At 45.4% G+C, this 22,715-nt stretch carries 28 protein-coding genes; 8 read left to right on the plus strand and 20 right to left on the minus strand.

Going from position 1 to position 22,715, the window contains the following annotated elements; translation table 11 throughout:
* The first annotated feature begins 136 nt into the window (after positions 1-136).
* Positions 137-310, plus strand: a complete 174-nt coding sequence (locus SB724_RS07300) for a DUF2759 domain-containing protein (RefSeq protein ID WP_003153076.1) — start codon at positions 137-139, stop codon at positions 308-310.
* Between the two features lie 32 nt (positions 311-342).
* Here the strand turns inward: SB724_RS07300 and SB724_RS07305 are convergent, their stop codons facing one another.
* From SB724_RS07305 to SB724_RS07325, 5 genes are all read right to left on the minus strand, one after another.
* Positions 343-657: an MTH1187 family thiamine-binding protein gene (locus SB724_RS07305; protein ID WP_003153073.1), complete on the minus strand. Its 315-nt coding sequence runs from the start codon at positions 655-657 to the stop codon at positions 343-345.
* Between the two features lie 5 nt (positions 658-662).
* Positions 663-1,700 (minus strand): YqgU-like beta propeller domain-containing protein, encoded by a 1,038-nt coding sequence (locus SB724_RS07310; RefSeq protein WP_265971280.1) that lies wholly within the window; start codon positions 1,698-1,700, stop codon positions 663-665.
* Between the two features lie 72 nt (positions 1,701-1,772).
* Entirely contained in the window at positions 1,773-2,900 is a 1,128-nt protein-coding gene (locus SB724_RS07315) for a M14 family metallopeptidase (RefSeq protein ID WP_410570629.1), read from the minus strand.
* 82 nt (positions 2,901-2,982) lie between these two features.
* Positions 2,983-3,945: a glucose kinase GlcK gene (gene glcK, locus SB724_RS07320; RefSeq protein WP_410570631.1), complete on the minus strand. Its 963-nt coding sequence runs from the start codon at positions 3,943-3,945 to the stop codon at positions 2,983-2,985.
* Positions 3,946-3,979: 34 nt separating this feature from the next.
* Positions 3,980-4,189 carry a YqgQ family protein gene (locus tag SB724_RS07325; protein ID WP_007612586.1) on the minus strand — a complete coding sequence of 70 codons (210 nt, stop codon included), beginning with the start codon at positions 4,187-4,189 and terminating at the stop codon, positions 3,980-3,982.
* Between the two features lie 197 nt (positions 4,190-4,386).
* Here SB724_RS07325 and nhaC point away from each other — a divergent pair, with 197 nt between their 5' ends.
* A complete protein-coding gene (nhaC, locus tag SB724_RS07330; protein ID WP_410570633.1) occupies positions 4,387-5,751 on the plus strand; it encodes a Na+/H+ antiporter NhaC in 1,365 nt (454 codons plus the stop codon).
* Positions 5,752-5,826: 75 nt separating this feature from the next.
* Here nhaC and SB724_RS07335 read toward each other — a convergent pair whose 3' ends face one another.
* From SB724_RS07335 to rpmG, 3 genes are all read right to left on the minus strand, one after another.
* On the minus strand, positions 5,827-6,000 hold the full coding sequence (locus SB724_RS07335) for a hypothetical protein (protein ID WP_007408311.1): 174 nt from the start codon (positions 5,998-6,000) through the stop codon (positions 5,827-5,829).
* A gap of 70 nt (positions 6,001-6,070) precedes the next feature.
* Positions 6,071-6,625, minus strand: a complete 555-nt coding sequence (locus tag SB724_RS07340; RefSeq protein ID WP_410570636.1) for a 5-formyltetrahydrofolate cyclo-ligase — start codon at positions 6,623-6,625, stop codon at positions 6,071-6,073.
* A 78-nt stretch (positions 6,626-6,703) separates the two neighbouring features.
* Positions 6,704-6,853, minus strand: coding sequence for a 50S ribosomal protein L33 (rpmG, locus tag SB724_RS07345; RefSeq protein ID WP_003153056.1), 150 nt, complete (start codon positions 6,851-6,853; stop codon positions 6,704-6,706).
* 346 nt (positions 6,854-7,199) lie between these two features.
* Between rpmG and SB724_RS07350 the strand changes: the two genes are divergently transcribed.
* Complete coding sequence (locus SB724_RS07350) at positions 7,200-7,553, plus strand: hypothetical protein (RefSeq protein WP_003153047.1); 354 nt, start codon at positions 7,200-7,202, stop codon at positions 7,551-7,553.
* The gene (locus SB724_RS07355) at positions 7,550-8,014 is read left to right on the plus strand and encodes an endolytic transglycosylase MltG (protein ID WP_007408308.1); all 465 of its coding nucleotides are present in this window, start codon (positions 7,550-7,552) and stop codon (positions 8,012-8,014) included. The genes SB724_RS07350 and SB724_RS07355 overlap by 4 nt, the downstream gene beginning before the upstream one ends.
* A 99-nt stretch (positions 8,015-8,113) precedes the next feature.
* Here SB724_RS07355 and pstB (SB724_RS07360) read toward each other — a convergent pair whose 3' ends face one another.
* From pstB (SB724_RS07360) to SB724_RS07400, 9 genes are all read right to left on the minus strand, one after another.
* Positions 8,114-8,896 (minus strand): phosphate ABC transporter ATP-binding protein PstB, encoded by a 783-nt coding sequence (gene pstB, locus SB724_RS07360; protein WP_410570638.1) that lies wholly within the window; start codon positions 8,894-8,896, stop codon positions 8,114-8,116.
* Between the two features lie 11 nt (positions 8,897-8,907).
* Complete coding sequence (gene pstB / locus SB724_RS07365; protein ID WP_044802551.1) at positions 8,908-9,714, minus strand: phosphate ABC transporter ATP-binding protein PstB; 807 nt, start codon at positions 9,712-9,714, stop codon at positions 8,908-8,910.
* Positions 9,715-9,732: 18 nt separating this feature from the next.
* Positions 9,733-10,617, minus strand: a complete 885-nt coding sequence (gene pstA, locus SB724_RS07370) for a phosphate ABC transporter permease PstA (RefSeq protein ID WP_007612597.1) — start codon at positions 10,615-10,617, stop codon at positions 9,733-9,735.
* Positions 10,617-11,546: a phosphate ABC transporter permease subunit PstC gene (gene pstC, locus SB724_RS07375; protein WP_012117997.1), complete on the minus strand. Its 930-nt coding sequence runs from the start codon at positions 11,544-11,546 to the stop codon at positions 10,617-10,619. Before pstC ends, pstA begins: the two co-directional genes overlap by 1 nt.
* Before the next feature lie 48 nt (positions 11,547-11,594).
* On the minus strand, positions 11,595-12,497 hold the full coding sequence (locus SB724_RS07380) for a phosphate ABC transporter substrate-binding protein (RefSeq protein ID WP_410570641.1): 903 nt from the start codon (positions 12,495-12,497) through the stop codon (positions 11,595-11,597).
* A 155-nt stretch (positions 12,498-12,652) separates the two neighbouring features.
* Entirely contained in the window at positions 12,653-14,800 is a 2,148-nt protein-coding gene (gene pbpA / locus SB724_RS07385) for a penicillin-binding protein 2A (protein ID WP_410570643.1), read from the minus strand.
* A gap of 101 nt (positions 14,801-14,901) precedes the next feature.
* Positions 14,902-16,191, minus strand: a complete 1,290-nt coding sequence (locus tag SB724_RS07390; RefSeq protein WP_007612614.1) for an MFS transporter — start codon at positions 16,189-16,191, stop codon at positions 14,902-14,904.
* A 119-nt stretch (positions 16,192-16,310) separates the two neighbouring features.
* Positions 16,311-16,916, minus strand: coding sequence for a superoxide dismutase SodA (gene sodA, locus SB724_RS07395; protein ID WP_410570645.1), 606 nt, complete (start codon positions 16,914-16,916; stop codon positions 16,311-16,313).
* 165 nt (positions 16,917-17,081) lie between these two features.
* Positions 17,082-17,564 (minus strand): DUF456 domain-containing protein, encoded by a 483-nt coding sequence (locus tag SB724_RS07400; RefSeq protein ID WP_015240226.1) that lies wholly within the window; start codon positions 17,562-17,564, stop codon positions 17,082-17,084.
* 161 nt (positions 17,565-17,725) lie between these two features.
* Here SB724_RS07400 and SB724_RS07405 point away from each other — a divergent pair, with 161 nt between their 5' ends.
* The 3 genes from SB724_RS07405 to ispG all read left to right on the plus strand — a co-directional run bounded on the left by SB724_RS07405 (position 17,726) and on the right by ispG (position 20,132).
* Complete coding sequence (locus SB724_RS07405) at positions 17,726-18,487, plus strand: DUF1189 domain-containing protein (RefSeq protein ID WP_012118003.1); 762 nt, start codon at positions 17,726-17,728, stop codon at positions 18,485-18,487.
* Positions 18,488-18,578: 91 nt separating this feature from the next.
* The gene (locus SB724_RS07410; RefSeq protein ID WP_025285006.1) at positions 18,579-18,881 is read left to right on the plus strand and encodes a LysM peptidoglycan-binding domain-containing protein; all 303 of its coding nucleotides are present in this window, start codon (positions 18,579-18,581) and stop codon (positions 18,879-18,881) included.
* A 132-nt stretch (positions 18,882-19,013) separates the two neighbouring features.
* The gene (gene ispG / locus SB724_RS07415; RefSeq protein ID WP_410570939.1) at positions 19,014-20,132 is read left to right on the plus strand and encodes a flavodoxin-dependent (E)-4-hydroxy-3-methylbut-2-enyl-diphosphate synthase; all 1,119 of its coding nucleotides are present in this window, start codon (positions 19,014-19,016) and stop codon (positions 20,130-20,132) included.
* A gap of 34 nt (positions 20,133-20,166) precedes the next feature.
* Here the strand turns inward: ispG and SB724_RS07420 are convergent, their stop codons facing one another.
* Positions 20,167-20,544 (minus strand): DUF308 domain-containing protein, encoded by a 378-nt coding sequence (locus SB724_RS07420; protein ID WP_087920773.1) that lies wholly within the window; start codon positions 20,542-20,544, stop codon positions 20,167-20,169.
* 133 nt (positions 20,545-20,677) lie between these two features.
* Here SB724_RS07420 and SB724_RS07425 point away from each other — a divergent pair, with 133 nt between their 5' ends.
* On the plus strand, positions 20,678-21,259 hold the full coding sequence (locus SB724_RS07425) for a nucleotidase (RefSeq protein ID WP_007408297.1): 582 nt from the start codon (positions 20,678-20,680) through the stop codon (positions 21,257-21,259).
* Positions 21,260-21,289: 30 nt separating this feature from the next.
* Here SB724_RS07425 and zur read toward each other — a convergent pair whose 3' ends face one another.
* Together zur and SB724_RS07435 are read right to left on the minus strand one after the other, a co-directional pair.
* Entirely contained in the window at positions 21,290-21,700 is a 411-nt protein-coding gene (gene zur, locus SB724_RS07430; protein ID WP_003153018.1) for a zinc uptake transcriptional repressor Zur, read from the minus strand.
* Between the two features lie 123 nt (positions 21,701-21,823).
* Positions 21,824-22,705, minus strand: a complete 882-nt coding sequence (locus SB724_RS07435) for a YitT family protein (RefSeq protein WP_007408296.1) — start codon at positions 22,703-22,705, stop codon at positions 21,824-21,826.
* Positions 22,706-22,715 lie beyond the last annotated feature (10 nt).

The raw sequence follows: 22,715 nt of genomic DNA on the forward strand, positions 1-22,715 counted from the left end.
TATATGCCCTTATTATGAAGGTTTTCTGCGGAAGATTCAATGAATGCGTCCGGGAAAACGCTATCGACAAACAAAATGAAAACGGTTAAAATGAAATGGAAAGATTTTCAGGTTCCAATGACAAAGGAGGAGCATGATGTTACTTGTTGTAATCTTCGGCCTTGTCGCATTATTAGCTGTATTAGGAGTCCTGCGGGCTGTCAGACAGAGAAATATCCTGGGATTTTTGTTAGCCGCCGCCACGCTGGGCGTGTTTGGCTGGTTTACCGTAATGACCGTTGTAACCAGCGGCTATCCGACTGCACATTAAAAGCCTGTATCCAATGGATACAGGCTTATTTTTTATTGCTGCAAATGTTTGCTGACACTTTTGATTTTGCTCTCCAGCGTCGTTTCTTTATCACGTCTGTCATCAATGCGGATATTTGTCGCCACTCTGTGCAGCCCTTTTTGGAACGGGGCTTCGTGAATGTCCTGAATGACTGCGAATAAGTCGCTCAGCTCACCTTCAATCAACGTGTTCATCGGCGTGAGCTGAAATTTGATTTTGCCGGCAGCTTTGTAACCCTCCAAAATGTTTTGCACATCCGCTACATACTCACTGACGCTCGGTGTTTTTGTTCCGATCGGAATGATTGTCACATCTGCAATTGCCATTTGGTTCAAACTCCTTTTTCATTTGTTATGATTGGTTCTGTCATGCCTGTTTTCAGTGAAATCAGACGGTCATACGTAAAGCCGTATAAAGCGTATTCCCCGTTCGGAGAGATCTGAATCGGCTCCATTTCCGTGTTTTTGAGCACCGTCCGCTCCCGTTCGTCTCCTAAGTCAAAGCTGATCAGATTGTAAGAGCGGCCTTCAGGCTTGAATATGTAAAACCGCTTGTGTGTCTGATCGTAATCATATTCCATCGGCGCAAAGCTGTCATACTTTTCTTGGAGAGGAAAGCGGTGTGTCACGGATGCCGGCTTTTGGAAAAGGAACTCGCCGTCTCCGTCCGATTGATCCGTTTGTCTGACGGCAATCGCCATGCCCGGGCGGGAATCAGCCCAGATGACGTGATGAAGCACTCTTTTTTCTTTTTTTGTCTGCAAGTCATAAGAATATAAAGGACCCTCTTCCTCCGTTTTTCCTTGCTTGATATATTGGAATTCATCAGTGGAGGTCCAATGGACAAAAGGGGCCTGAACGGGACTCTTTTTTAAAATGCCGTTGTTCATATCGGCCGTATAGGCTGTGAAGTCCCATGTTTCAGTAAAAACGGTAATCATCATTTGATACGGGTCATACGGATTCCAAGCCGTCTCCAGCTCATAAGAGTTAAAGGCTTTGTGATAAAGTCTTTTCCCCTGCTTGTTCATAAGCACAAGCTCAGTCTGACCTTTGCTTGTCACCTGTACGAGAATCAGCTGTTTTTTCCGGCTGATCTTTACATTGACAATATTGCCCTTTGTTTCATAGAGCCGTTCGGATTTTCCGCTGAAAAGATCATATTTCATCAGCTGATGATGAGCTGTATACAGGATCGTTCTGTTATCCAGCCATCCTTCCGTTTTCTCCGCTTCCTTTTTACTGAGCGGAACGATTTTCTGTTCTGCCGATTTTGCCGAAACGCCTGTGTCTTGCTGCTGATGAGATGGTTCACAGGCCGCTAAACACAGAACGAATGCGGACAGCAGAACACAAACCAAGTATCTCACCAGCCTTCCCTCCATTCTTTTCTATTGTCCCATATTTGTTTATGTAAACAAATGAGAAATTTCACAGATGTCTCAAAAAACAAGCGACCTCCACAAAATACCTTCCGTCGCTTGATAAATATCAGCAAACTGATGAAAAGGCAAAGGGTTTTTTCCCTTCCCGAGCTCAATGGTATAGCCCTCTTTTCCATACTGCTGTATAAACCAATCCCTAAAACCGGCATGGCTGTCAATGGTTTTAACGCCTTGATAGCGGTTTCCGCTTATCGCTTCAAACTCCCGAATCATCCGGGATGATTGCTCCGGTTCACATCCTTCGTATCCCCAATAAATCTCTTCTCCCTGCGTATGAAGCGCGACCAGCCGGTCAGGCGGCTGTTCCGTTATCAGCCGGTGCATCGCCTGCGCCTCCGGTTCAGTGAGCGCCGCCGCCCCCGGAAAATCACGGTATGAAGGGGCTTTCGGTTTGCGCCTTTGTTCAATATCCCAATTGGATGGAAAATGTTTATTTAAATCCACACCGTTTATATTCGCCTTCCATTCGCAGAAATCCGGGCGGTGCTCATTTAATTCGTTGAGAAATTCATTTTTTTCTGATAAATCTTCACATCCGTAAAGTACGAGATCAACACCGTCGGGATTTACGAGCGGAACGAATGACAATGATGTCCGGCTGAATATATCAAGCGCAGAGTGCCCGAAAACGGTTTTATTTTCGCATAATGCCGCGCAATATTCTTTACACCATTTAAGCGCGACCGAGGTGGTGATCCATTCATTGGCATGAAATGAGGCGTTTACATGGACTTTTCTTTCGACCGTATCCGCACCTATTTTCAGCTCATATAGCGGCTTTCCCAATACGGAACTGCCGATTTTACGGCACGTGACAAACGGAAAGACATCCGTTATTTTCTCAATTTCTTCATAAACCGATGCGGAGCCGTACACCTTTTCTTCCTTCACCCATTGATCAGCGGAAAGAATCCTTTCACAGCGCCGGATGTATCGCGAAAGCCCGCTCAGCGTCTCAAGCGGCGGACCCTCTGACTGCCCGCTCACGGCAAAGCCGGGACAAAATAATTCATCGTTTTCCGCCGTTTTATCAGCGGCTTTCAACAGTTTTTCATCAATTGAAAGCACCTTTGCAATATCTTTCATATGCTGTTTCAATTCAGGTTTGACACGAATTCCCGCCATGTTCATCCCCCTTTTTTAAAAACTATATGACAGGGGAGATAAAAAAAGAAAGCCGCCCGCGATATGGGCAGGCAGACTTTCTTCAACAATTTTGATGTTTGAGCCATTCATTTTTGGCAATCCACGCCCCGCCGATGACTCCGGCGTCATTTCCAAGTGCCGCAATCGAAATATCGGCCGCTTCCGCAGAACGGGGGAACGCGGTGATTTTGAAAGTCTCTTCCACTTTTGACCGCAGGATTTCACCCGCTTTAGAGACCCCTCCGCCGAGCACGATTTTCGTCGGGTTCATGGCGCTTGCCAGATTTCCGAGCACGAGGCCTAAATGTTTTGCGACATAATCGACGACTTCAAGCGCTGTCTTATCCTGCTGTTTAGCCGCTTCGAACACGTCACGTGCCGTCAGATCATCCACTTGTAAGAGCGAAGAGCCGGAAACCGCCGCAAGCTTTTCTTTCGCGATGCGGACGATGCCTGTTGCGGACGCAATCGTTTCGATGCAGCCGGATTTTCCGCAGTTGCACGGAGCTCCTCCTTCCGGAATACTGCAAATATGACCGATTTCTCCGCCGGCCCCGTTTTTACCGTGAACGATTTCTCCGTTGGCGATGATGCCTCCGCCGACTCCGGTTCCGAGCGTCACTAAAATGACATCTTTGGCCCCGTCACCTGCACCCTTCCACATTTCTCCGAGCGCAGCGATATTGGCATCGTTTTCAATGACGGCCGGAATACCCGTTTCCGCCTCGAGATGGTCTTTCAGCGGATAGTTTTTCCACCCCATATTTGTCGTCTCATAGACCATTCCCGTCGCCATTTCCACAGGGCCGGGCGCTCCCATTCCGATCCATTTTACGATCCGTTTCGGCTTGTTCAGTTCTTCCAGCTTCTGATCAAGCGCTTTGGCGATCGTGACCGTAATTGTGTTTCCTGATTTATCGGTCGGAACTTCCCATTTATGCTGAATTTCACCGTACATGTTGATGAAGGCCAGCTTGATGGTTGTCCCGCCAAGATCAATCCCCGCAAACCATGTATCTTCCATAATAATCTCCTTTTCTTATTAAAATCCTGCTTTGTTATCTGCCTTTGATCCGCTCCGATTCTCTCTGAAGAACTCCGGCGGCTTTTTGCCATAATTCTCTTTCAATCACGTTTGACAAGTACATTTCCTTTAATTCATCTTTCATAAAGTCAATCTCGGCTTGTCTGTCACCGAAATAAACGATATGTCCGAATGACTTAAACAGCTGCTGCACGTCATAAAATGAATTCATCTGCTTCACCATTTCTATTCTTCTTAGTATAAGCGTATTTCATCACTGATCCGGGCGTCAAGCAAAAAACGATTGGAGAAAATATCCTTGTATTATTTTCATAAATTGTATATTCACAATTGTAAAAAAACACTCATTTAAGCGTTTTTCTGTTACAATACTTTCGTGCCCAAAAGCACAAAAGGATTAAAGTTTGATGGGGTGTTGTTTTGAAACAAGAAAAAAGGCTGACGTTCATCTCAGCCATCAGTTTATTTGTCTTGATGTTAGCAGTCATTATGTCCTGCCTGTTTTTCTTTCATACAGAGCCGCATATGCCGCTGTTCTTTTGCGTCATTATTCTGTCTTTGGCAGGTTTGTGGCTCGGTTTCTCGTGGGACAGTCTTGAAAAAGGAATTGTCAGCGGACTAAAAAACGGTGTGCAGCCGATTATCGTGCTGGCTTTGATCGGTATGCTGATCGGCGCCTGGATGTACAGCGGCGCCATTCCCACCGTCACCGTTTACGCTTTGTCAATTATACAGCCGAGTCAGCTGCTTTTGACCGCATTATTTTCCTGCATGATCATCAGCACGCTTGTCGGCTCAAGTCTGACAACTGTCAGTACAATCGGCGTCGCGCTGTTAGGGGTAGCAAGCGCGGCGGGAGTTCCGCTCGAATGGACGGCGGGAGCAGTCATTTGCGGGGCTTGTTTCGGTGATAAAATGTCACCGATGTCCGACACGACGAATTTTGCCGCCGGAATCGGCGAAATTCCGATTTTTAAGCATATTCGCCATATGATGGGCACTACCGTTCCGGCACTGCTGATCACGATTGTTCTTTTTTATATTCTCGGTTCATCGGTTTCAATAAATGCCGCTTCAACGCAAAATATTGAGGCTGTCATTTCCGGAATGAAAGAGGCCGTGCACGTTACGCCTTGGTCGCTTCTTTCACCTCTGTTGGTGATCATTTTAGCTGTGAGACGGGTTTCCGTGATTCCGGTGCTTACCGCCGGTATTATTTCCGCAGGGCTTCTGACTGCTGTTTTTATTCCTGACAGCAGCATTCAAGGATTTATATCCGCCCTGCAAAGCGGGACGGCGTTTAAAACCGGCGACCAGGCTGTGGCCAGCATTATCAACAGAGGCGGGCTCCAATCGATGATGGGATCAGTCTCTCTGATCATGATCGCCTTTGCGCTCGGCGGCCTGATGGAAAAAACGGGCCTGATCGCGGCGCTGCTTCAAGGATTGATAAAAGGCGTGCATACGAAAGGACGTCTTGTCATGGCGACCGTCTTCTCAAGTATAGGCGTAAACCTTGCGACAGGTGAGCAGTACTTGTCGATTTTAATTCCGGGTCAATCTTATAAACCTTTATATGACAGGCTCAGCATTAAGCGGATTCACCTCGCGCGGTCGCTTGAGGACGGCGGAACATTGATCAACCCGCTGATTCCCTGGGGAGTAAGCGGCGCTTTTATGGCAAGCGCTTTAGGGGTTTCCGTCATCGACTACCTGCCGTTTGCCTTTTTCCTGTACATTTCTCCGATGGTCTCAATTCTGCTCGGTTTCCTGAAAAAAAGCTGACAATACGAGAAAACCTGCCGTTTTTTACCGGCAGGTTTTCTTATGCAAAAAATCCCGCTGAAAAACGGGATTTGTTTAAAATGCCTGCTGAATGAATTTGTTTCTGATAAACGGTATTTTTAAAAAGAAATGAATGAATGACCGTCTTATCCCCGGCTGGCTGAGCACGCTGTTCATCAGACGGTAGCGGTTTTGGTAAACGGCTAAAACAGATACGGCGCATAATGAGTAGATCAACAATTTTTTCATCTTATCCCTCCTGCCCCTATCGTTTGTCAAACAGCGAGAATTATTCCGGTGCAAGAAGTTTTTTATGCGATTAAGCGATGGTTTCAGATTCAGTCACGATCATATCGACCGGAATATCGTGGGGCATGCGGGGAATGCTGTCTGTCAGCTGGCAGTCAAAGAGAATCGACACGGTACGGCCTTTATAACCGGACAGGTACCGATCATAATATCCTCCGCCGTATCCGATTCTGAAGCCTTCCCGATCAAAAGCCACGCCGGGCACAATCACAAGGTCAATGTCATTTTGGGCGGCTTTTTCCGTCAGGCTCTCGATCGGTTCACTGAGGCCCGCATAAACGGTTTCCAGCTGATCATACGCAGAAAATGTACGGAACTCCATCGCTCCCGTCTGCGGAAAGCATTTTGGGATACAGACTTGTTTTTTCTCTTTCCAGGCCTGTTCAATAATCGGCCGTGTCGGAATTTCCAGGCGTGTCGAGATGGTAACGGCGATCACGCGGGCCTGTTTCCATTCTTTTGAAGAAAACAGTGTTTCACGCATGCTGCGGCATTTTTTCTCCCATTCACTTTCTGTCATGTCAGAAAGCTTTGCTTTGATATCGGTTCTGATTTGTGCTTTCACGTTTCTCAAACCTCCCTGAAAGACAAAAAAGCCAGAACTTTATTGAAAGCTCCAGCTTTTTCCGCTGTTTTAAACAGCTTATTTTGTTTCACGGTGTAACGTAGATTTTTTATCACGTGGGCAATATTTTTTAAATTCAACGCGGTCCGGATTATTGCGTTTGTTCTTTTTAGAAATATAGTTACGCTCACCACATTCAGTGCAAGCCAAAGTAATATTAACGCGCATTATTTTCCCTCCAAACTAAATATCATTTACTTATTCAGACTTATATATAATACCACTATAATGGACGGAATGCTAGAGTGATTTACATGAAATGTTGTTTAAGTGCAGAAAACATCAGTTTACGCTTCTGATCCTCTGAATGAGCTTGCGTCAGATGAAGGGAAAATATGACGAAACAGGACAAAAAAGGGCTTTCTGATGCGAAATCTATAGAGAAATAACCGTTTGCTCCCCGAATAAAAAAGATTTTCTGACAAAATTCCGTTTTTTTCTCTATTTCCTTTAGAATGGCGGCGTTTTATGGTATAAAAAAGAAGGGCAAATTAATAATAGAAGGTGATGAAACGTGGAAATTGCTATTATTGCGTTGTTTATCGTCAGTATAGCGCTTATTGCATTCTCATATTCTCAAAGAGATCCGATGAAAGATGTGGAACAGGAGCTTGAAACGCTTCAGCTTTCCGCCATGCAGGAAATTTACAAGCTGAAAAAGAAAATGACGGTGCTTGAAGAAGAATTGCTGGAAACCAACCTCGTGATCCGCAAAGCCAAAAGCAGCGGCATTAACCAAAAAATCGCCAAACAAATCATTTCAAAATATAACAACGGAATGTCTGCGGAAGCCATCGCAAAAGCGGAGCACGTGTCTGTCGAGGACGTCAATACCATTATTAAAGATAATGAGAAGGTGCTCGTATGACAAAACGGGGCATTCAGGCTTTTGCAGCAGGCATGATTTTAGCGACGGCCGTCCTCGCCGCTGTCTTCTACTTGACTGACCATGACCAGGCAGCCGCCGTTAAAACCGAAAAAACAGCATTGACAGAAAAAGAAGTAAACAGCTACCTCGACGATCAGCAAAAAGTCTCCGTCAACCGGGATGACTATCAAAAACTGCTTGATTCTAAAGAAAAATCGTTAAACAATGACCAAAACACAGACGCCAAAAAGAAAAAAGTAACATACAAACTGACGATTAAAGACGGAATGAGCACTGCTGATGTATCATCCATTCTTGAAAAAGAAGGGATTATTCCTTCAGCGAAGGACTTTAATGATTACGTCATTGACGCAGGCTACCATAAAGAAATCCGCGCCGGCCATTTCAAAGTCGACTCAGATATGAGCTTTAAAAAAATCGTTAAAACATTAACCCGCTAAAAAAGCTTGCAGGCATCGTCCATTCAGATGGATACGGCCGGCAGGCTTTTTTAATAAGCAATATAAAACGGACCCGGTCAATGGCCGGGCCCGTTTTTTTCATCCGAATTTTCCGGTGATATAATCATTTGTTTTTTGATGATCCGGCTGAGAAAATATTTTGCCCGTATCGCCCCACTCTACCAGTTCGCCCATATAGAAAAACGCGGTTTGATCAGAGACCCTCGCAGCCTGCTGCATGTTGTGCGTCACAATGACGATTGTATACTTTTCTTTCAATGTCAAAATCAGCTCTTCTATTTTCCGCGTGGACACGGGATCAAGAGCAGACGTCGGTTCATCCATCAGAAGGACGTCCGGTTTTGTGGCGAGCGCCCTTGCGATGCACAGCCGCTGCTGCTGACCGCCTGACAGTGAAAGCGCCTGCTGGTGAAGGCGGTCTTTCACTTCATCCCAGAGCGCAGCTGCCTTTAAAGATTCCTCGGCGATTTCAAGCAGTTTCTTTTTATTTTTTTCGCCGTGAATTCTCGGACCGTACACGACATTCTCAAATATCGACTGGGGAAACGGATTGCCTTTTTGAAACACCATACCGATCTGTTTTCTTAACTCTGCCGCATCCGTCTTTTCTTTCAGCAGATTGCGCCCGTTATAGATCATGTCGCCTGTCACTTTGACATTCGGGGCCATTTGCAGCATTAAATTTAATGTTTTAATAAAAGTGGATTTCCCGCAGCCGGACGGACCGATGATCGCAGTTACCTTCCGCTCCTCAAAACCGATCGTAATGTCTTTTAAAGCCTGATGGGCTCCGTACCATACGTTCATGCCGTGAATATCAAATAAATTATGTGTGTGCACCGCTTCCTTCACAAGGCTCACAGTCCTTCCCCCTATCCGAACTTTCCGTTAATGTAGTCATCTGTCTTTTGCGCTTTAGGACTCGTGAAAATTTGTTCTGTCTGCCCGTATTCCACCACTTCCCCGTTTAAAAAGAAAGCCGTTCGGTCAGACACCCTAAGCGCCTGCTGCATGTTGTGCGTAACGATAATAATCGAATAATCTTTTTTCAGTTCTGTCAAAAGCGTCTCGATTCTGGCGTTTGAAATAGGGTCCAGAGCTGAAGCAGGTTCATCTAAAAGAAGCACGGCAGGTTTCATCGCAAGCGTACGGGCGATGCAAAGGCGCTGCTGCTGGCCGCCTGATAACGACAGAGCCGATGAATGAAGCCGGTCTTTGACTTCATCCCAAAGCGCAGCCTTCGTTAAGCTTTCTTCGACCGCATCATCCAAAACGGCTTTTCTGCGTTCACCCGCATACTTCAGCGCATGTGTGATGTTATTGTAAATGGATTTCGGGAATGGATTCGGTTTTTGAAACACCATACCGATCTCCCGTCTGAGAGACACGACATTAATCGCTTCCCCCAAAATATTCAGCCCTTCATAAAGAATCTCTCCCTCGCTTCTTGCCGAAGGAATGGCATCGTTCATTCTGTTAATCTGTCTCAAAAATGTTGATTTCCCGCAGCCGGACGGACCGATCAGAGCCGTCACCGCATGTTTTTCAATATCCATGTTTACATCTTTAACCGCTTGTTTTTCACCGTAATAAATTGATAGATGCTTCACTTCCAAAATTGAAGACTCCGGCGAACGCTTTGTCTGTTCCGCTTGTTCCCTGATGATGTAATCAATCATGTTTTCGCCTCTTTCCGATTAATTTGCCGTAAGCTTTTTATAAATGACAGACCCGAGCCATCTTGCACAAAGGTTAAACAAGAGCACCGAAATCACCAGCACCGCCGAGCCGCCGTTTGCAATCGCTTCGGCGTCAGGGATGATTCCCTGCGTATTGACACTCCATATATGAACCGCCAGCGTCTCAGCCGGCCTGAAAATGTTGAAAGGAGATGCTTCAGAAAACGGATTTAAATCGGTAAAATTCAGCCGCGGCGTTGTCAATCCCGCTGTAAATAACAATGCGGCCGCTTCTCCGAATACTCTTCCTGATGCGAGAATGGCTCCGGTTAAAATCGAAGGAATCGCACTCGGAATCAGCACCGTTTTGACGGTATGCCATCTCGATACGCCTAAAGCGAGAGAAGCTTCTTTCAGCTCCTTAGGAACTGCAGTGAGCGCGCCTTCTGTCACCCGGACCATAACGGGAAGGTTAAAGACCGTTAATGCGAGCGCGCCTCCGATAATCGTGTAGCCCCATCCGGTCAGATTTACAAACATCAGCATGCCGAACATCCCGATGACAATGGACGGAAGCGAAGACAGCACCTCAATACACGTTCTGATAAAATCGGTGATTTTATTTTGGGGCGCATATTCAGCCATAAAGACGCCGCCCCCCACACCAAGCGGTATCGTGATCAGCATGGTGATAAACAGAATGTAAAAGGAGTTAAAAAGCTGATCCCGTATTCCGCCGCCTGACGCAATGGCGCTCGATTTTGACGTAAGAAAATGCAAGGAGATTTCAGAGACGCCGTGAATGAGAATGTACAAAAACAATCCTGCCAAAATCGCCGCGATTACAGCGGCGCATAACCCGAATACACCGGTGGCCAATTTATCCGTTATTTTCCGGTTCATTACACTTTCCTCCTAGATGACAAGTAGCGTATGAGCAATATAAACAGAAACGACATGATGAGAAGAACAAGCCCCATAGACCATAACGTATTATTTTCAATACTGCCGTATGTGGTATGGCCCATGTTTAACGTGATAATCGTCGTTAATGTTCCCGCCGTATCAAGCAGGCTTTCCGGCAGAAGCTTTGTATTTCCGATAACCATCTGTACGGCGAGTGCTTCTCCAAACGCTCTTGCCATCCCGAGCACGACAGCGGTCAGCAATGTCGGAAACGCCGCCGGGATAAGCACCTTTCTGATTGTCTGCCACCTCGTCGCACCAAGCGCATATGAACCGTCGCGAAGATGTTTCGGAAGTGACGCAAGCGCATCAGCGGAAATCGATGTAACAGTCGGCAGAATCATTACCGAGAGTACGATCGTTCCCGCCAAAAGGCTGTGACCCGTTCCGCTTGATTTAAATGAGCCGATAAACGGAACCAATACTGTAAGACCTATGAATCCATAAACGACGGACGGAATGCCGACAAGCAGCTCAATGACCGGCTGCAGCACCTTTTTTCCCCAAGTCGGCGCAATTTCCGTCATAAACACGGCACCCGCAATACCGAGGGGCGCCGCGATCAGAGCGGACAGAACCGTGACCGCAAATGATCCGAAAATAAAAGGCAGCGCGCCGAACTCAGGTTTTGCCTGAGTTGGATTCCAATTCAGACTTGTTAAGAACTCAATCGGGCTTACACCATTTACAAAAAAAGATTGCAGCCCCTTTATGCCGAGAAAAATTGTGATCGCCGCTGATGCCGCAATGATAATCGCGGCACACACAGACACAATCACCCTTCCGCGGACTTCATCCATTTGCCTGTTTTGTTTTGAGCTTATTAAGCGTTCGCTTACAGACTCTTTTTCTCTGTGATTTATCATTTGTTTACACTCCTATAAGGAAGAAGAGGCGGGGAGCCCGCCCTCCCCTCAGCTTTGCTTGCCGTTTGCGTCACGTGTGACTTTCATATCAGAGATCGGAATGTAGCCCTGATCTTTTACGATACTTTTCTGTACTTCATCGCTGTTCATATAGTCAAGAAACGTTTTTGTAAGGCCTGACGCTTCACCTTTCGTATAAGAGTGCTCGTAAGCCCAAATCGGATACTCGCCTGTGACGACGTTTTTCTCTTCCGGTTTGATGCCTCCGATCGATAAAGGCGTTACTTTATCATCGTTTATATAAGAGAATGCCAGATAACCGATAGCTCCCGGCGTTTCCGCAATGATTTTTTTGACTGTATTGGAGGACTCCTCTGTAATGCCCTCAGCAGGATCTGCTCCGTCAAGCGCGTATTTGACGAACGTAGCGCGCGTTCCTGATGAATCAGGACGGTTCACAAGTGTAATTTTTTGATCTTTACCGCCAAGCTCTTTCCAGTTTTTAATTTTTCCTGTAAAGACGTCTGTCAGCTGTTTTTTGGTTATATCCTTTACGCCCGCACCGGGGTTGACCGCAGCCGCCATCGCCACTACCGCGACTCGGTGGTCTTTTAGGGCTTTTGCATCAATGCCTTCTTTTTCTTCAGCAAAGACATCTGAGTTGCCGATTTGCACTGCCCCTTCAGACACTTGCGAAAGACCTGTTCCTGAACCTCCCGCTTGCACCTGCACATCAGCATCCGGATGTTTTTCCATAAACTTTTCCGCCGCTGCCAGTACTAACGGCTGCATGGCTGATGAACCAGAAATGGTTAAAGAACCTGATGCTTTTTTATCCTCACTTGCAGATTGACTGTCTGTCTTGCCGCTTTCCTTTGCATTTCCGCATGCTGCAGCAACAATCATAACAGCAGCCATCAGAAGCATAAGCATCCATTTGTTTTTTTTCATTTCCTGAATTCCCCCTGCATTTAATGTGTAATTTGTCCTACAGGTCTAGAGTAAAGGGTTCTTGTAAAATGCGTATAAATCAAGTGTTAAGGTTTTGTAAATCCGGATGTTTTTTTGTATAAAAAAAACGCTCACAGATTGTGAGCGTTTTTCTGTTAGTGATTTGTATTGCCGTTTTCAGCGTCTTCCTGAATTTTATCTTCGTTTTTCTGCTTCGTATTATTATCTTCTTGTTTCTTTTTCAGCTCAAAGTATTTGTCCAGAGCTGCTCTTCCTATATCATCCGTAATCGAATATCGATCGCTGTAATTAATATAGGCCCAAGGAACGACTACAGAAATAGCCACTTCCGGATTATCTGCAGGTGCATACGCGACAAGAGTCGTGTTATATGTTGCTTCACCCGTCTCTGATTTGTCCGGACCGTCATAGAAAGATTGCGCGGTACCCGTTTTACCGGCAGGACTGTAAGTCGCAGTCGCAAAATCAGTTGCGGCTGTCCCTTTTGTCATGACGCGTCTGAAACCTGCCTGCACTTCTTTAATGTCTGCATTATTCATATCAATCTTGTTCAGTACTTGGGGCTGAACAGACTCTACAACGGCTCCGATTCCTTTTTTCGAATCAGGCTGCCTGACCTCTTTTACAAGCTGAGGCTTCAAACGATAGCCTCCATTGGCAATTGTAGATACATACTGCGCCATTTGCAGCGGCGTAAACGTATCATACTGTCCGATGGCAAAGTCTAACAGAAGACCGGAAATTCGCTGTGACCCTTGGTACCCGGTCGCTTCATTCGGAAGATCAATCCCCGTCTTAACTCCGAGTCCGAACTGATTGAAGTAGTATCTGAAAGTATCGAATGCCTTCATATCAAGCGGCAGGGACTGGCCTTTTTTGTACTCCCCTTTACCGACGGCAATCGCCGTTTTGAACATGAACACGTTTGATGATTCCTGAAGCGCTTTTTGGATATCTACGGGACCTAAATTCGTCCATGATTTTTTCGGGTTTTTACTTCCCTTGAAATACATAGGTTCATCCTGAAAAACGGTGTTCAAATTAATCGCGCCCGTCTGCAGTCCCGTCAACACCGTCGCTCCTTTGACCGCCGATCCCATTGCGTAGGAGGAAGTCATTGCGCCGAGGGCATAATCATTAATTTTGTACTTTCCATGGTCATTCGTAATCTGTTTGCCGGCCATCGTCAGCACTTCTCCGTTTTTCGGGTTCATCATGACGACGAAGGCCCGATCAAGAAGCTTCGTGCTCGGTCTCGCTTTTGCCGATCTTAAATTTTTCTCAATGATTTTTTCAACGGATTTCTGCAGGTCCATATCAATGGATAAAACAAGGTCTTTGCCGGCCTGTCCTTTTGAAATCACTTTGCTGCCCGTGACATTTCCGGATGAGTCGGTTAAGTTCTGCACTTTCTCTTTTTGACCCTGCAGCAGGCTTTCATATTGATATTCTAAATAGCTTTTTCCGACCCTGTCATTCCGGCTGTAGCCGAGTGACAGATAGTGATCCAGCAGGTTGGACGGAAGACCTTCGTTCGAACTGGATACACTGCCGAGCAATGTCCGGATCAGGCTTTTATAAGGATAAGACCGTTCCCAGTCAGACGTCACGTCAACTCCCGGCAGTTCATCTAAATGTTCGCTGACGACGGCCATTTCTTTTGCCGACACCCCTTCATTTTTGATGTATTGAGGCGTCAGGGAGTAGCCTGAATCCATCTGCCTTTTGATCGCAAGGATCTGCATGTCTTTTGAAGTAAGCTCATTCAGCTGTTTGTCTGTGATGCGTTTCAGCTGAAGCTGGTATAAATCATCGTCAGACAGTTTTTTGTCTTCAGCTTTTTGCTTTTCTTCGGCCGTAATCAGTTTTTTCGCTTCATCAGGCCTCGTTAACATCCAATAGTCTTTTTTATCCCGCTCAGTCACCTTTTTGGTGCTTACCTTAATCATACCCGACAGTTTTTTTGCGATTTTTAAACGCTGTGCCTGGGTGGTTGAGGCTGAACGTGTATATGTAATCGCATTTAATGCTTTATTCGTTACGATGGGATTTAGGTTCCGGTCGTATATTTTCCCTCTCGGAACCGCCGTGCTGACCTCAGACTCCTCCTGCTTATTGGCGGCGTTTTTATAATCATCACCCTGAACGATCTGCTTGATGCCAAGCTCGACGATAATCCAAGTGAAAATAAGAAACGCGGCCAAAAACAAAAAATTAAGCCGGATCGGCAGTGATTTTTTCTTTTCTTTGTTTACAGCTATTTTCTTTTTATTTCTCCTCATGACATCACCTTTTCTTATTTACAGAAAGAAATGACACCTTCTGTTCAGGTGCCATTTTTCATTCTAAAGGTTTTTTCGATATTTTTCTACAGATAACCCTTTTATCTTTCTCCTTTTATAAAATTCGGTTCCGCCGCCTGTTTTTGTCGGTCTTCTTCTACTGTTTCATCAGAAGTTTCCGTATCCAGTTTGATGTCTTTTATAAAGTAATAAATCAGCGGATGGCCGGCTCCGAGCAGCACGAGCGCCGCCGGTATTCCCACTTTTTCCTTGAATAATGTAACGATTACAAGGAAACAAAGGATGGAAACGATCCGGCCCGCATTTAAAAATAACTCCCTGAGCACAATGTATTCAATTCTGGCTTTTCTGGCAAGCCGCGCCCGGCCTATCACATCATATGTAAGCGAGACATACGGCACGAGCAGAACTGGATAGCCGATCGCAATAAACACTCCGTACAAAAGGAGCGTCGTGAAGCTCATTTTAAAAATGATGAGAAACAGGGCGCCGTACAAGATCAATCCGCCGATAAGAATCGCCTTTTTCCGCGCTCTTTTTTTGATGAGCCTTGATGCAAAATAATAGGCAAAAAAAGAAACCGCGGAATTGACGAGGCCGAATGTTCCGAGCGCCAGCTCACTGTTTGTCGCAATGAATACAAATACGCTGATTAAAAAAACAAAAATCCCTTCTCTCAAGCCTTGAAAAAAGTGCGCGTTGGTAATCCGGCGCCAATTCAGATTCGTGTGGCGCTCATCAAAAACTTTTTTCAGCATAAACCGGCCTTTCGACTCCCTCCGCTTCAGAAAAAAGCTCATGACCACGGCAAGGGCAAATAAGCCGAGCGACAGGCTGAAAATGATTGTATAACCCGTATTGTTTTCAAGTCTTGAAATGACATATCCGGCCACAATCGGACCGATCATGCCCGCCGATGAAGACAAAATGCCTAAAAACCCGTTAAAAAAATCTCTCGTTTCCGGTTCCGTGATTTCGAAAGTCAGCACATTAAAAGCTAGCCAGTAAAAGCCGTATCCAACTCCGAGCACGGCCCCTATCAAAACGAGACGGGAAGCCGCAGTTTCTCCGGCAAGCAGCACACTTAAATAAAAAGCGGCCAAAAAGATAACGCCGAACCTGAGAATAAACACCCTGTCAATTTTTTTAGCCAGCCGGCCAGCCAGCAGAAAGGTAATCGGCTGCATCGTTACGACCGACAAATTGTATATGGCCAAATCAATAAATTTTCCCGACTGCTTCCACAAATACACGTTGACAAATGTATTTGACAGCGCGATGCCCAATGAGTAAAGGCCGCCAATCGTCAATAACAGCAGCAGCCCTTTATTTATTTCGATGTCGCCGATAATTTTTTTTATTTTGCTCATCATTGACTCCCCTTTACTACACATTAGTTTGTCTCACTCAAACTGAGATATGTAAAAGGAATCAAAGTCAATAAAAAAACAAGGCCTCCCGCGGGAGACCTTGTGATCATTCAACTCAATTATTTTGCTTCGCTGTAAAGACGGGCAACTTCATCCCAGTTCACAACATTCCAGAAAGCTGAAATGTAATCAGGACGGCGGTTTTGGTAGTTCAGGTAGTAAGCGTGCTCCCAAACATCAAGACCGAGAACAGGTGTTTTACCCTCTGAAAGCGGTGAATCTTGGTTTGGCGTGCTTGTAATTTCAAGTTTGCCGTTGTTTACAACGAGCCAAGCCCAGCCTGAACCGAAACGGCCTGCAGCTGCTGCCGCGAATTTTTCTTTGAATTGATCGAAGCTTCCGAACGTGCTTTTGATCTCTTCAGCAAGCTCATCAGTCGGTTCGCCTCCGCCGTTCGGAGATAAAAGAGTCCAGAATAAAGAGTGGTTTGCATGTCCGCCGCCATTGTTGCGGACTGCCGTGCGGATGTCCTCCGGCACTGCGTTCAAATCAGCAACAAGCTCATCTACAGATTTCTCTGCAAGCGCTGATCCTTCGATCGCTTTGTTGAGGTTTGTCACGTATGTGTTATGGTGCTTCGTATGGTGAATCGTCATCGTTTCCTTATCGATATGAGGTTCTAAAGCATCATAAGCGTAAGGCAATTCTGGAAGTTTGTAAGCCATAATTTTTTCCTCCTTTAAATATATGTACTGAAATGCCGCTTAACGCGAACTTTTCTAATCTCAATGTAACAAAAGAAAGCGTGGTAATCAATGAAAAAGCTCACAATCCGGCGATTCCAGCAGACATATTACACTTTATCCGTTCACGGCCGAAATTAAACCTTTCTAAAGCACCGTCCATAAGAAATATCCGATCATAAAGAGCTGAATGACGCCTTTTGCCGCCACGCTTGTTAAAAAGCCGATTAACGAGCCGAGCCCCACTTTTGCCGCGGACTTGATATCCTTTTGATGAACAAACACCTCAGCGCAGAGAGCACCGATAAACGGGCCTAATATAATGCCCGCCACGGGAATAACGAAGGGCCCGATCAATAATCCGATCGTGCTTCCCCAGATTGCCGCCCTGCTTCCTCCGTACCTTTTAACGCCAAGTAAATTTGACACATAGTCAGCTGCGAATAAAACGGCCGCAAATACCGCCTCAATGAGCCAAAACAGGTAAGAATAAGGACTGAAGGAAAACAAAAATCCGTAGAGAAGAAAACCGGCCACAATAAAAATAACGCTTGGAATCACCGGATATACAAGTCCGATAAAAGCAATGACGAAGACCGCAATGATAATCAGCCAATACAAAACACTCATGACAAAAACACCCTCCTTTGTTTTGCGGGCGATCACCGCTTCCCGCTTTATCTTATTATGTATGATTCCTTATCACCGCTTTAAATACTCTCACTTGTGTTCATCCCCTGTGAACGATACAATAAGCAACATATACCAGTTTAGGCTAGGAAGTGAAGAGGTTGAACATATTTACGGCTTTATTGAAAAGTACATACTCTCCGGCGGATATTGCAAAAACACGGTTTCAGGGGATAGGAAAAGCGATCCTTTATGTATTTTTGCTGTCTGTCCTTTTTACGCTGCCAAGCGCTTATTACCTTTGCTCCGGCACCGTAAACTCAATGAACGGTTTCAAAACCGTGTTAAAGAAAGATTTCCCTGATTTCAGCATTTCAAACGGAGAATTGCAGACGAAAGCTTCCGCCTCTAAGGAAACGGAAGCGAACGGCTTTGTCATCGTGTTTGATCCGACAGATGCTTACGGCGCGAAACAAATAGCGGCGAAACAAAACGCGATCGGCATTTTGAAAAATAAAATGGTGCTTGCTGTAGACGGACAGGCGACAGAAATGAATTATTCGCTGATGCCTGCTGATATCACAAAAAAAGAAATCATATCAGCATTAAACCAAAATAAAACAATGATCGTCACCGTCCTGTCCGTTTTGCTGTTCATCATGACAGCGGCCGGCAAATTCATTGAAGTATCATTTCTCGCCGTCATCGGCCTGATATTGAAAAATGCGCAAAGAAAGACATTGAATTACCAGCAGCTCTGGAAGCTTTCGGCTTATTCCATTACACTTTCGACCATATTCTTTACGATCATGCGCGCGCTTGTTATTACAGTGCCGAGTGAATTTTTAGTGAATTGGTTTGTAAACTTTATCATCCTTTTCCTCGTCTTAAAAGAGATACCGCCAAGAAAAACAGCTGTGTAACAAAGACTGCCCCCGGCGGTCTTCTTTTTTGTCATGAACAAAATGGGACAAGCATACAATGAAGTAAAAATGTATGCGGGAGGCGGTTGGAATGAAGCGGCTTACTTTTGTATTCGGCAGTTTATTTGTGATATTCATTATCTTTTACGATCTTAAAATCGGCACGATCCCTTCTCAAGACCTTCCAGCATACGCAGCGGCGGCACAGCCAGCAAAACAGGAAGCTTCATACAGAACGGTTACGGTCAAAAAAGGCGATACGGTGATGTCGATAGTCGGCGCACATAAAGCGCCTGATGATATTGCACAAGATTTTGAAGCGCTGAATCCGAATGTAAAAGCAAACGCCATTCGGGCAGGCACCGCTTATAAATTCCCCGTCTACCGCAATTAAACGTTAATTTCTTGTCAGTTCGGCAAATACACTGTTACAATATAACATGTAAATAGAAGTTGCCTGACATGTAAAAGGCTCAGCCTGCAAAAGCGGTAACTACAATTAAGGAGCGATTGACAAGTGAGTGAAATCACACATCGTACAAAAACGCGTCCCGTCAAAGTGGGACCTTTAACAATAGGCGGAAATAACGAAGTCGTTATTCAGAGTATGACGACGACCAAGACACACGACGTAGAAGCAACAGTTGCGGAAATCAGCCGTTTAGCCGAAGCCGGCTGCCAAATTGTCCGGGTGGCATGTCCGGACGAACGCGCCGCTAACGCGATTGCCGACATCAAAAAACAGATTTCCATCCCTCTCGTTGTCGATATTCATTTTGACTACAAGCTTGCATTAAAAGCAATTGAGGGCGGCGCCGACAAAATCAGAATCAACCCGGGTAACATCGGCCGGCGCGAAAAAGTGGAAGCCGTCGTAAAAGCGGCGAAAGAAAAAGGTATTCCGATCCGGATCGGTGTAAACGCGGGTTCTTTGGAAAAACGCATTTTAGAAAAATACGGCTATCCGACTGCTGACGGAATGGTTGAGAGTGCGCTTCATCATATCAAAATCCTGGAAGACCTTGACTTTCATGACATCATCGTCAGCATGAAAGCGTCTGACGTCAATCTCGCCATAGAAGCATACGAAAAAGCGTCAAAAGCATTTGATTATCCGCTCCACCTCGGAATTACAGAATCGGGCACGCTGTTTGCCGGAACGGTAAAAAGCGCGGCCGGACTCGGAGCGATTTTAAGCAAAGGAATCGGAAACACGCTCCGGATCTCTCTGAGCGCCGACCCGGTTGAAGAAGTAAAAGTAGCCAGAGAACTGCTGAAATCATTCGGTCTCGCTTCAAACGCGGCTACGCTTATTTCATGCCCGACATGCGGACGGATCGAAATTGATCTCATCAGCATCGCAAATGAAGTGGAAGAATACATTTCTAAAGTCAAAGCGCCGATTAAAGTAGCGGTTCTCGGATGTGCCGTTAACGGACCGGGTGAAGCAAGAGAAGCCGATATCGGGATTGCCGGCGCGCGCGGCGAAGGACTTCTGTTCCGCAAAGGCCAAATCGTCCGCAAAGTCCCTGAAGAAACCATGGTCGAAGAGCTGAAAAAAGAAATTGACAAGCTGGCAGAAGAACACTACGCAAAGCTTGAAGCGGAAAAAGCAAAAGCAGAACAAGAAACACAAAAAGCTTGACGGATATTCCGCCAAGCTTTTTTTTTGCGTTGTGTTAAAAAAACGGTGTAATGAAGATGCCGAGCACAAGGGAAACAATACCGATTCCCATCGCCCATCCGCCTAAAGCGCCTGCTCCTCTTCTTCTGGCGATATAGCCGACGATAATGCCGCATGCCCCTAATAAAACAGGGAGCACAAACAGGGAAATGATAGAAATAGCCAATGCTGCATACCCTATCCCCCGGCCTTCACTTACTCCGTCCCGGTTATCATCACGGTCTGCTGCCCGGTCAGAAGCACGATATGGCTCTGAGATTTCAGCCGCTGTTTCTTCTGAATAAACATCACGCGTGATATCGGTTCCTTCCGATCCATGATCCACATAGTAGTCGTTGCCTTTTCGATTTTCGTAATCGTATGCCACCTTCAATTCCCCCTTTTTCTTTTATGAAAGGAGCTTTTTTAGTTTCCGCGTTTTTTACGGATTCATGTTTGCTAAACTTTTCTGGTATTGTTAATTGTTTATGTTACACTTGAAGGGATGAATTTATAGGAGTGTGGACATGTTACGGTTAGGTATAGATATTGACGGCACAGTTACGGCACAGGATACATTTGTCCCTTATTTAAACCGCTCATTTCATCTTTCCATTACCTTGGATGATATGACTGATTATGATCTGACGAAGCTTTTGAACATTACAGACGAGGAATTTTGGGAATGGATGAACGTTCATGAAGCAGCCATATATAAAGAAGCGAAGCTCGCGGAATTTGCCAAGCAGGCACTGGACGGACTGAAAGAAGAGCACCGTCTGATCTACATTACGGCAAGACGCGGCCACTTAGAAGATGTTACGCTGGACTGGTTTGCAAACCGGGACATTCATTACGATCACATTGAGCTTGTCGGAGGCCATCACAAAGTGGAAGCCGTCAAAAAACACGGCATTGATTTATTTTTCGAAGATCACCACGGCAATGCGACAATGATCGCAAAAGAAGCAGGCATTCCGGTTATCCTTTTTAACTCCCCATATAATCAGCTCCCCATCGATTCCAATATTATCAGGGTGCAGAATTGGCTTGAAGCCGTCGCCTGGATTAATAAAAACAAACACAGCTTCCAGCATGTCAAAAGCTGAAAAAAACCTCCTGTATAAGCAGGAGGTTTTTTATCGGCACGCCGGACAGGTGCCGTAAATTTCAAACTTATGGCCGCTGATTTCATACCCTTCCAAATCATCGTGCAGCTTATCCATCGGACAGGACTCAATTTCCTTCGTTTTCCCGCAGGTTAAACAGATAAAATGGTGATGATGATGGGTATAAGAGCATGTAAAACGGAACAGTTTTTCTCCGGAAAGCTCCGTCGTTTCCAAAATGCCGAGTTCTTCATATAACGAAAGATTTCTGTATATGGTATCAAAGCTCAGACCCGGATAGTCGTCATTTAATGCGGCAAGCACGTTTTTGGCGGTCAGATATTTATCAGAATCAGCAAAAAGCTGCAGCATGTCTTCTCGCTTACTCGTATATTTATACCCTTTTTCTTTCAGCAGGTTCAACGCTTCTTGTACGTTCATGAGGACCTCCCCTTTACAACACGGTATCGCTCCAAAAAGAAAATGGCAGCTGTCTGAACAGCAGGCCATTTTCTTATGATGTATCAAATTATACCTATAAAATGATGAAAAGTAAATGAAAGCCTAGTGAATCGCGGTTTTGAACTTACCGCCTCTCGTTTCATGGGTATTCATGATCGTAATAAAGGCGTTTTTATCAATTTCAAACACAATGGATTTCAATTTAGTCACTTCAAGCCTTGTCACGACCGCGTAAATGACTTCTTTGGTTTCATCTGTATATCCGCCTTTTCCCTGAAGCTTGGTGGTTCCCCGTCCAAGCCGGTGCAATATAGCATCTGAGATCTCAGCATATTGCTCTGCAACAATAATGACCGCTTTTGTTTCATCAAGCCCCTGGATGACGGCGTCAATCGTTTTCATGGCAATATAATAAGTCATGAAAGAATACATTGCCTGCTCCGGACCGAACACAAAACCGGCCCAAATGAAAATAAACACATTGATGAGCATAACGAATTCCCCGACTGAAAAGGGCAGCTTTTTCGTGAGAAGGATACCGAGGATTTCAGTACCGTCCATCGAGCCTCCGTTTCGGATGACAAGGCCTACCCCGAAACCGAGCAAAAGCCCGCCGAATACCGTCGCCAAAATAGGCTGGGTTGTAATGGCCTCCACATGGTGCAATGAGGATTCAATCAGCGCTAAACCGACGATTCCGATAACAGTAGAGATGAGAAATGTTTTTCCGATATATTTATATCCGAAAATCATAAATGGAATGTTGAGTAACACAACGAATAAGGCGAAATTGAGGAGGGGATTGGACATAAAGAGGTGGTCTAAAATTAATGAAACACCGATAATGCCTCCGTCGATAAAATTATTAGGGACCAGAAACAATTCAATACTTACGGCGGCTGAACCCGCCCCGATCAGAATCATAATGACCCTGAAGATAAAGTGTAAAAATGATTCTCTTTTATGCTGTTTATTTGGGGTCATAAAATCTCCT

Source organism: Bacillus sp. SIMBA_031 (genome assembly GCF_046535225.1).
GTDB classification, from domain to species: Bacteria; Bacillota; Bacilli; order Bacillales; family Bacillaceae; genus Bacillus; species Bacillus velezensis.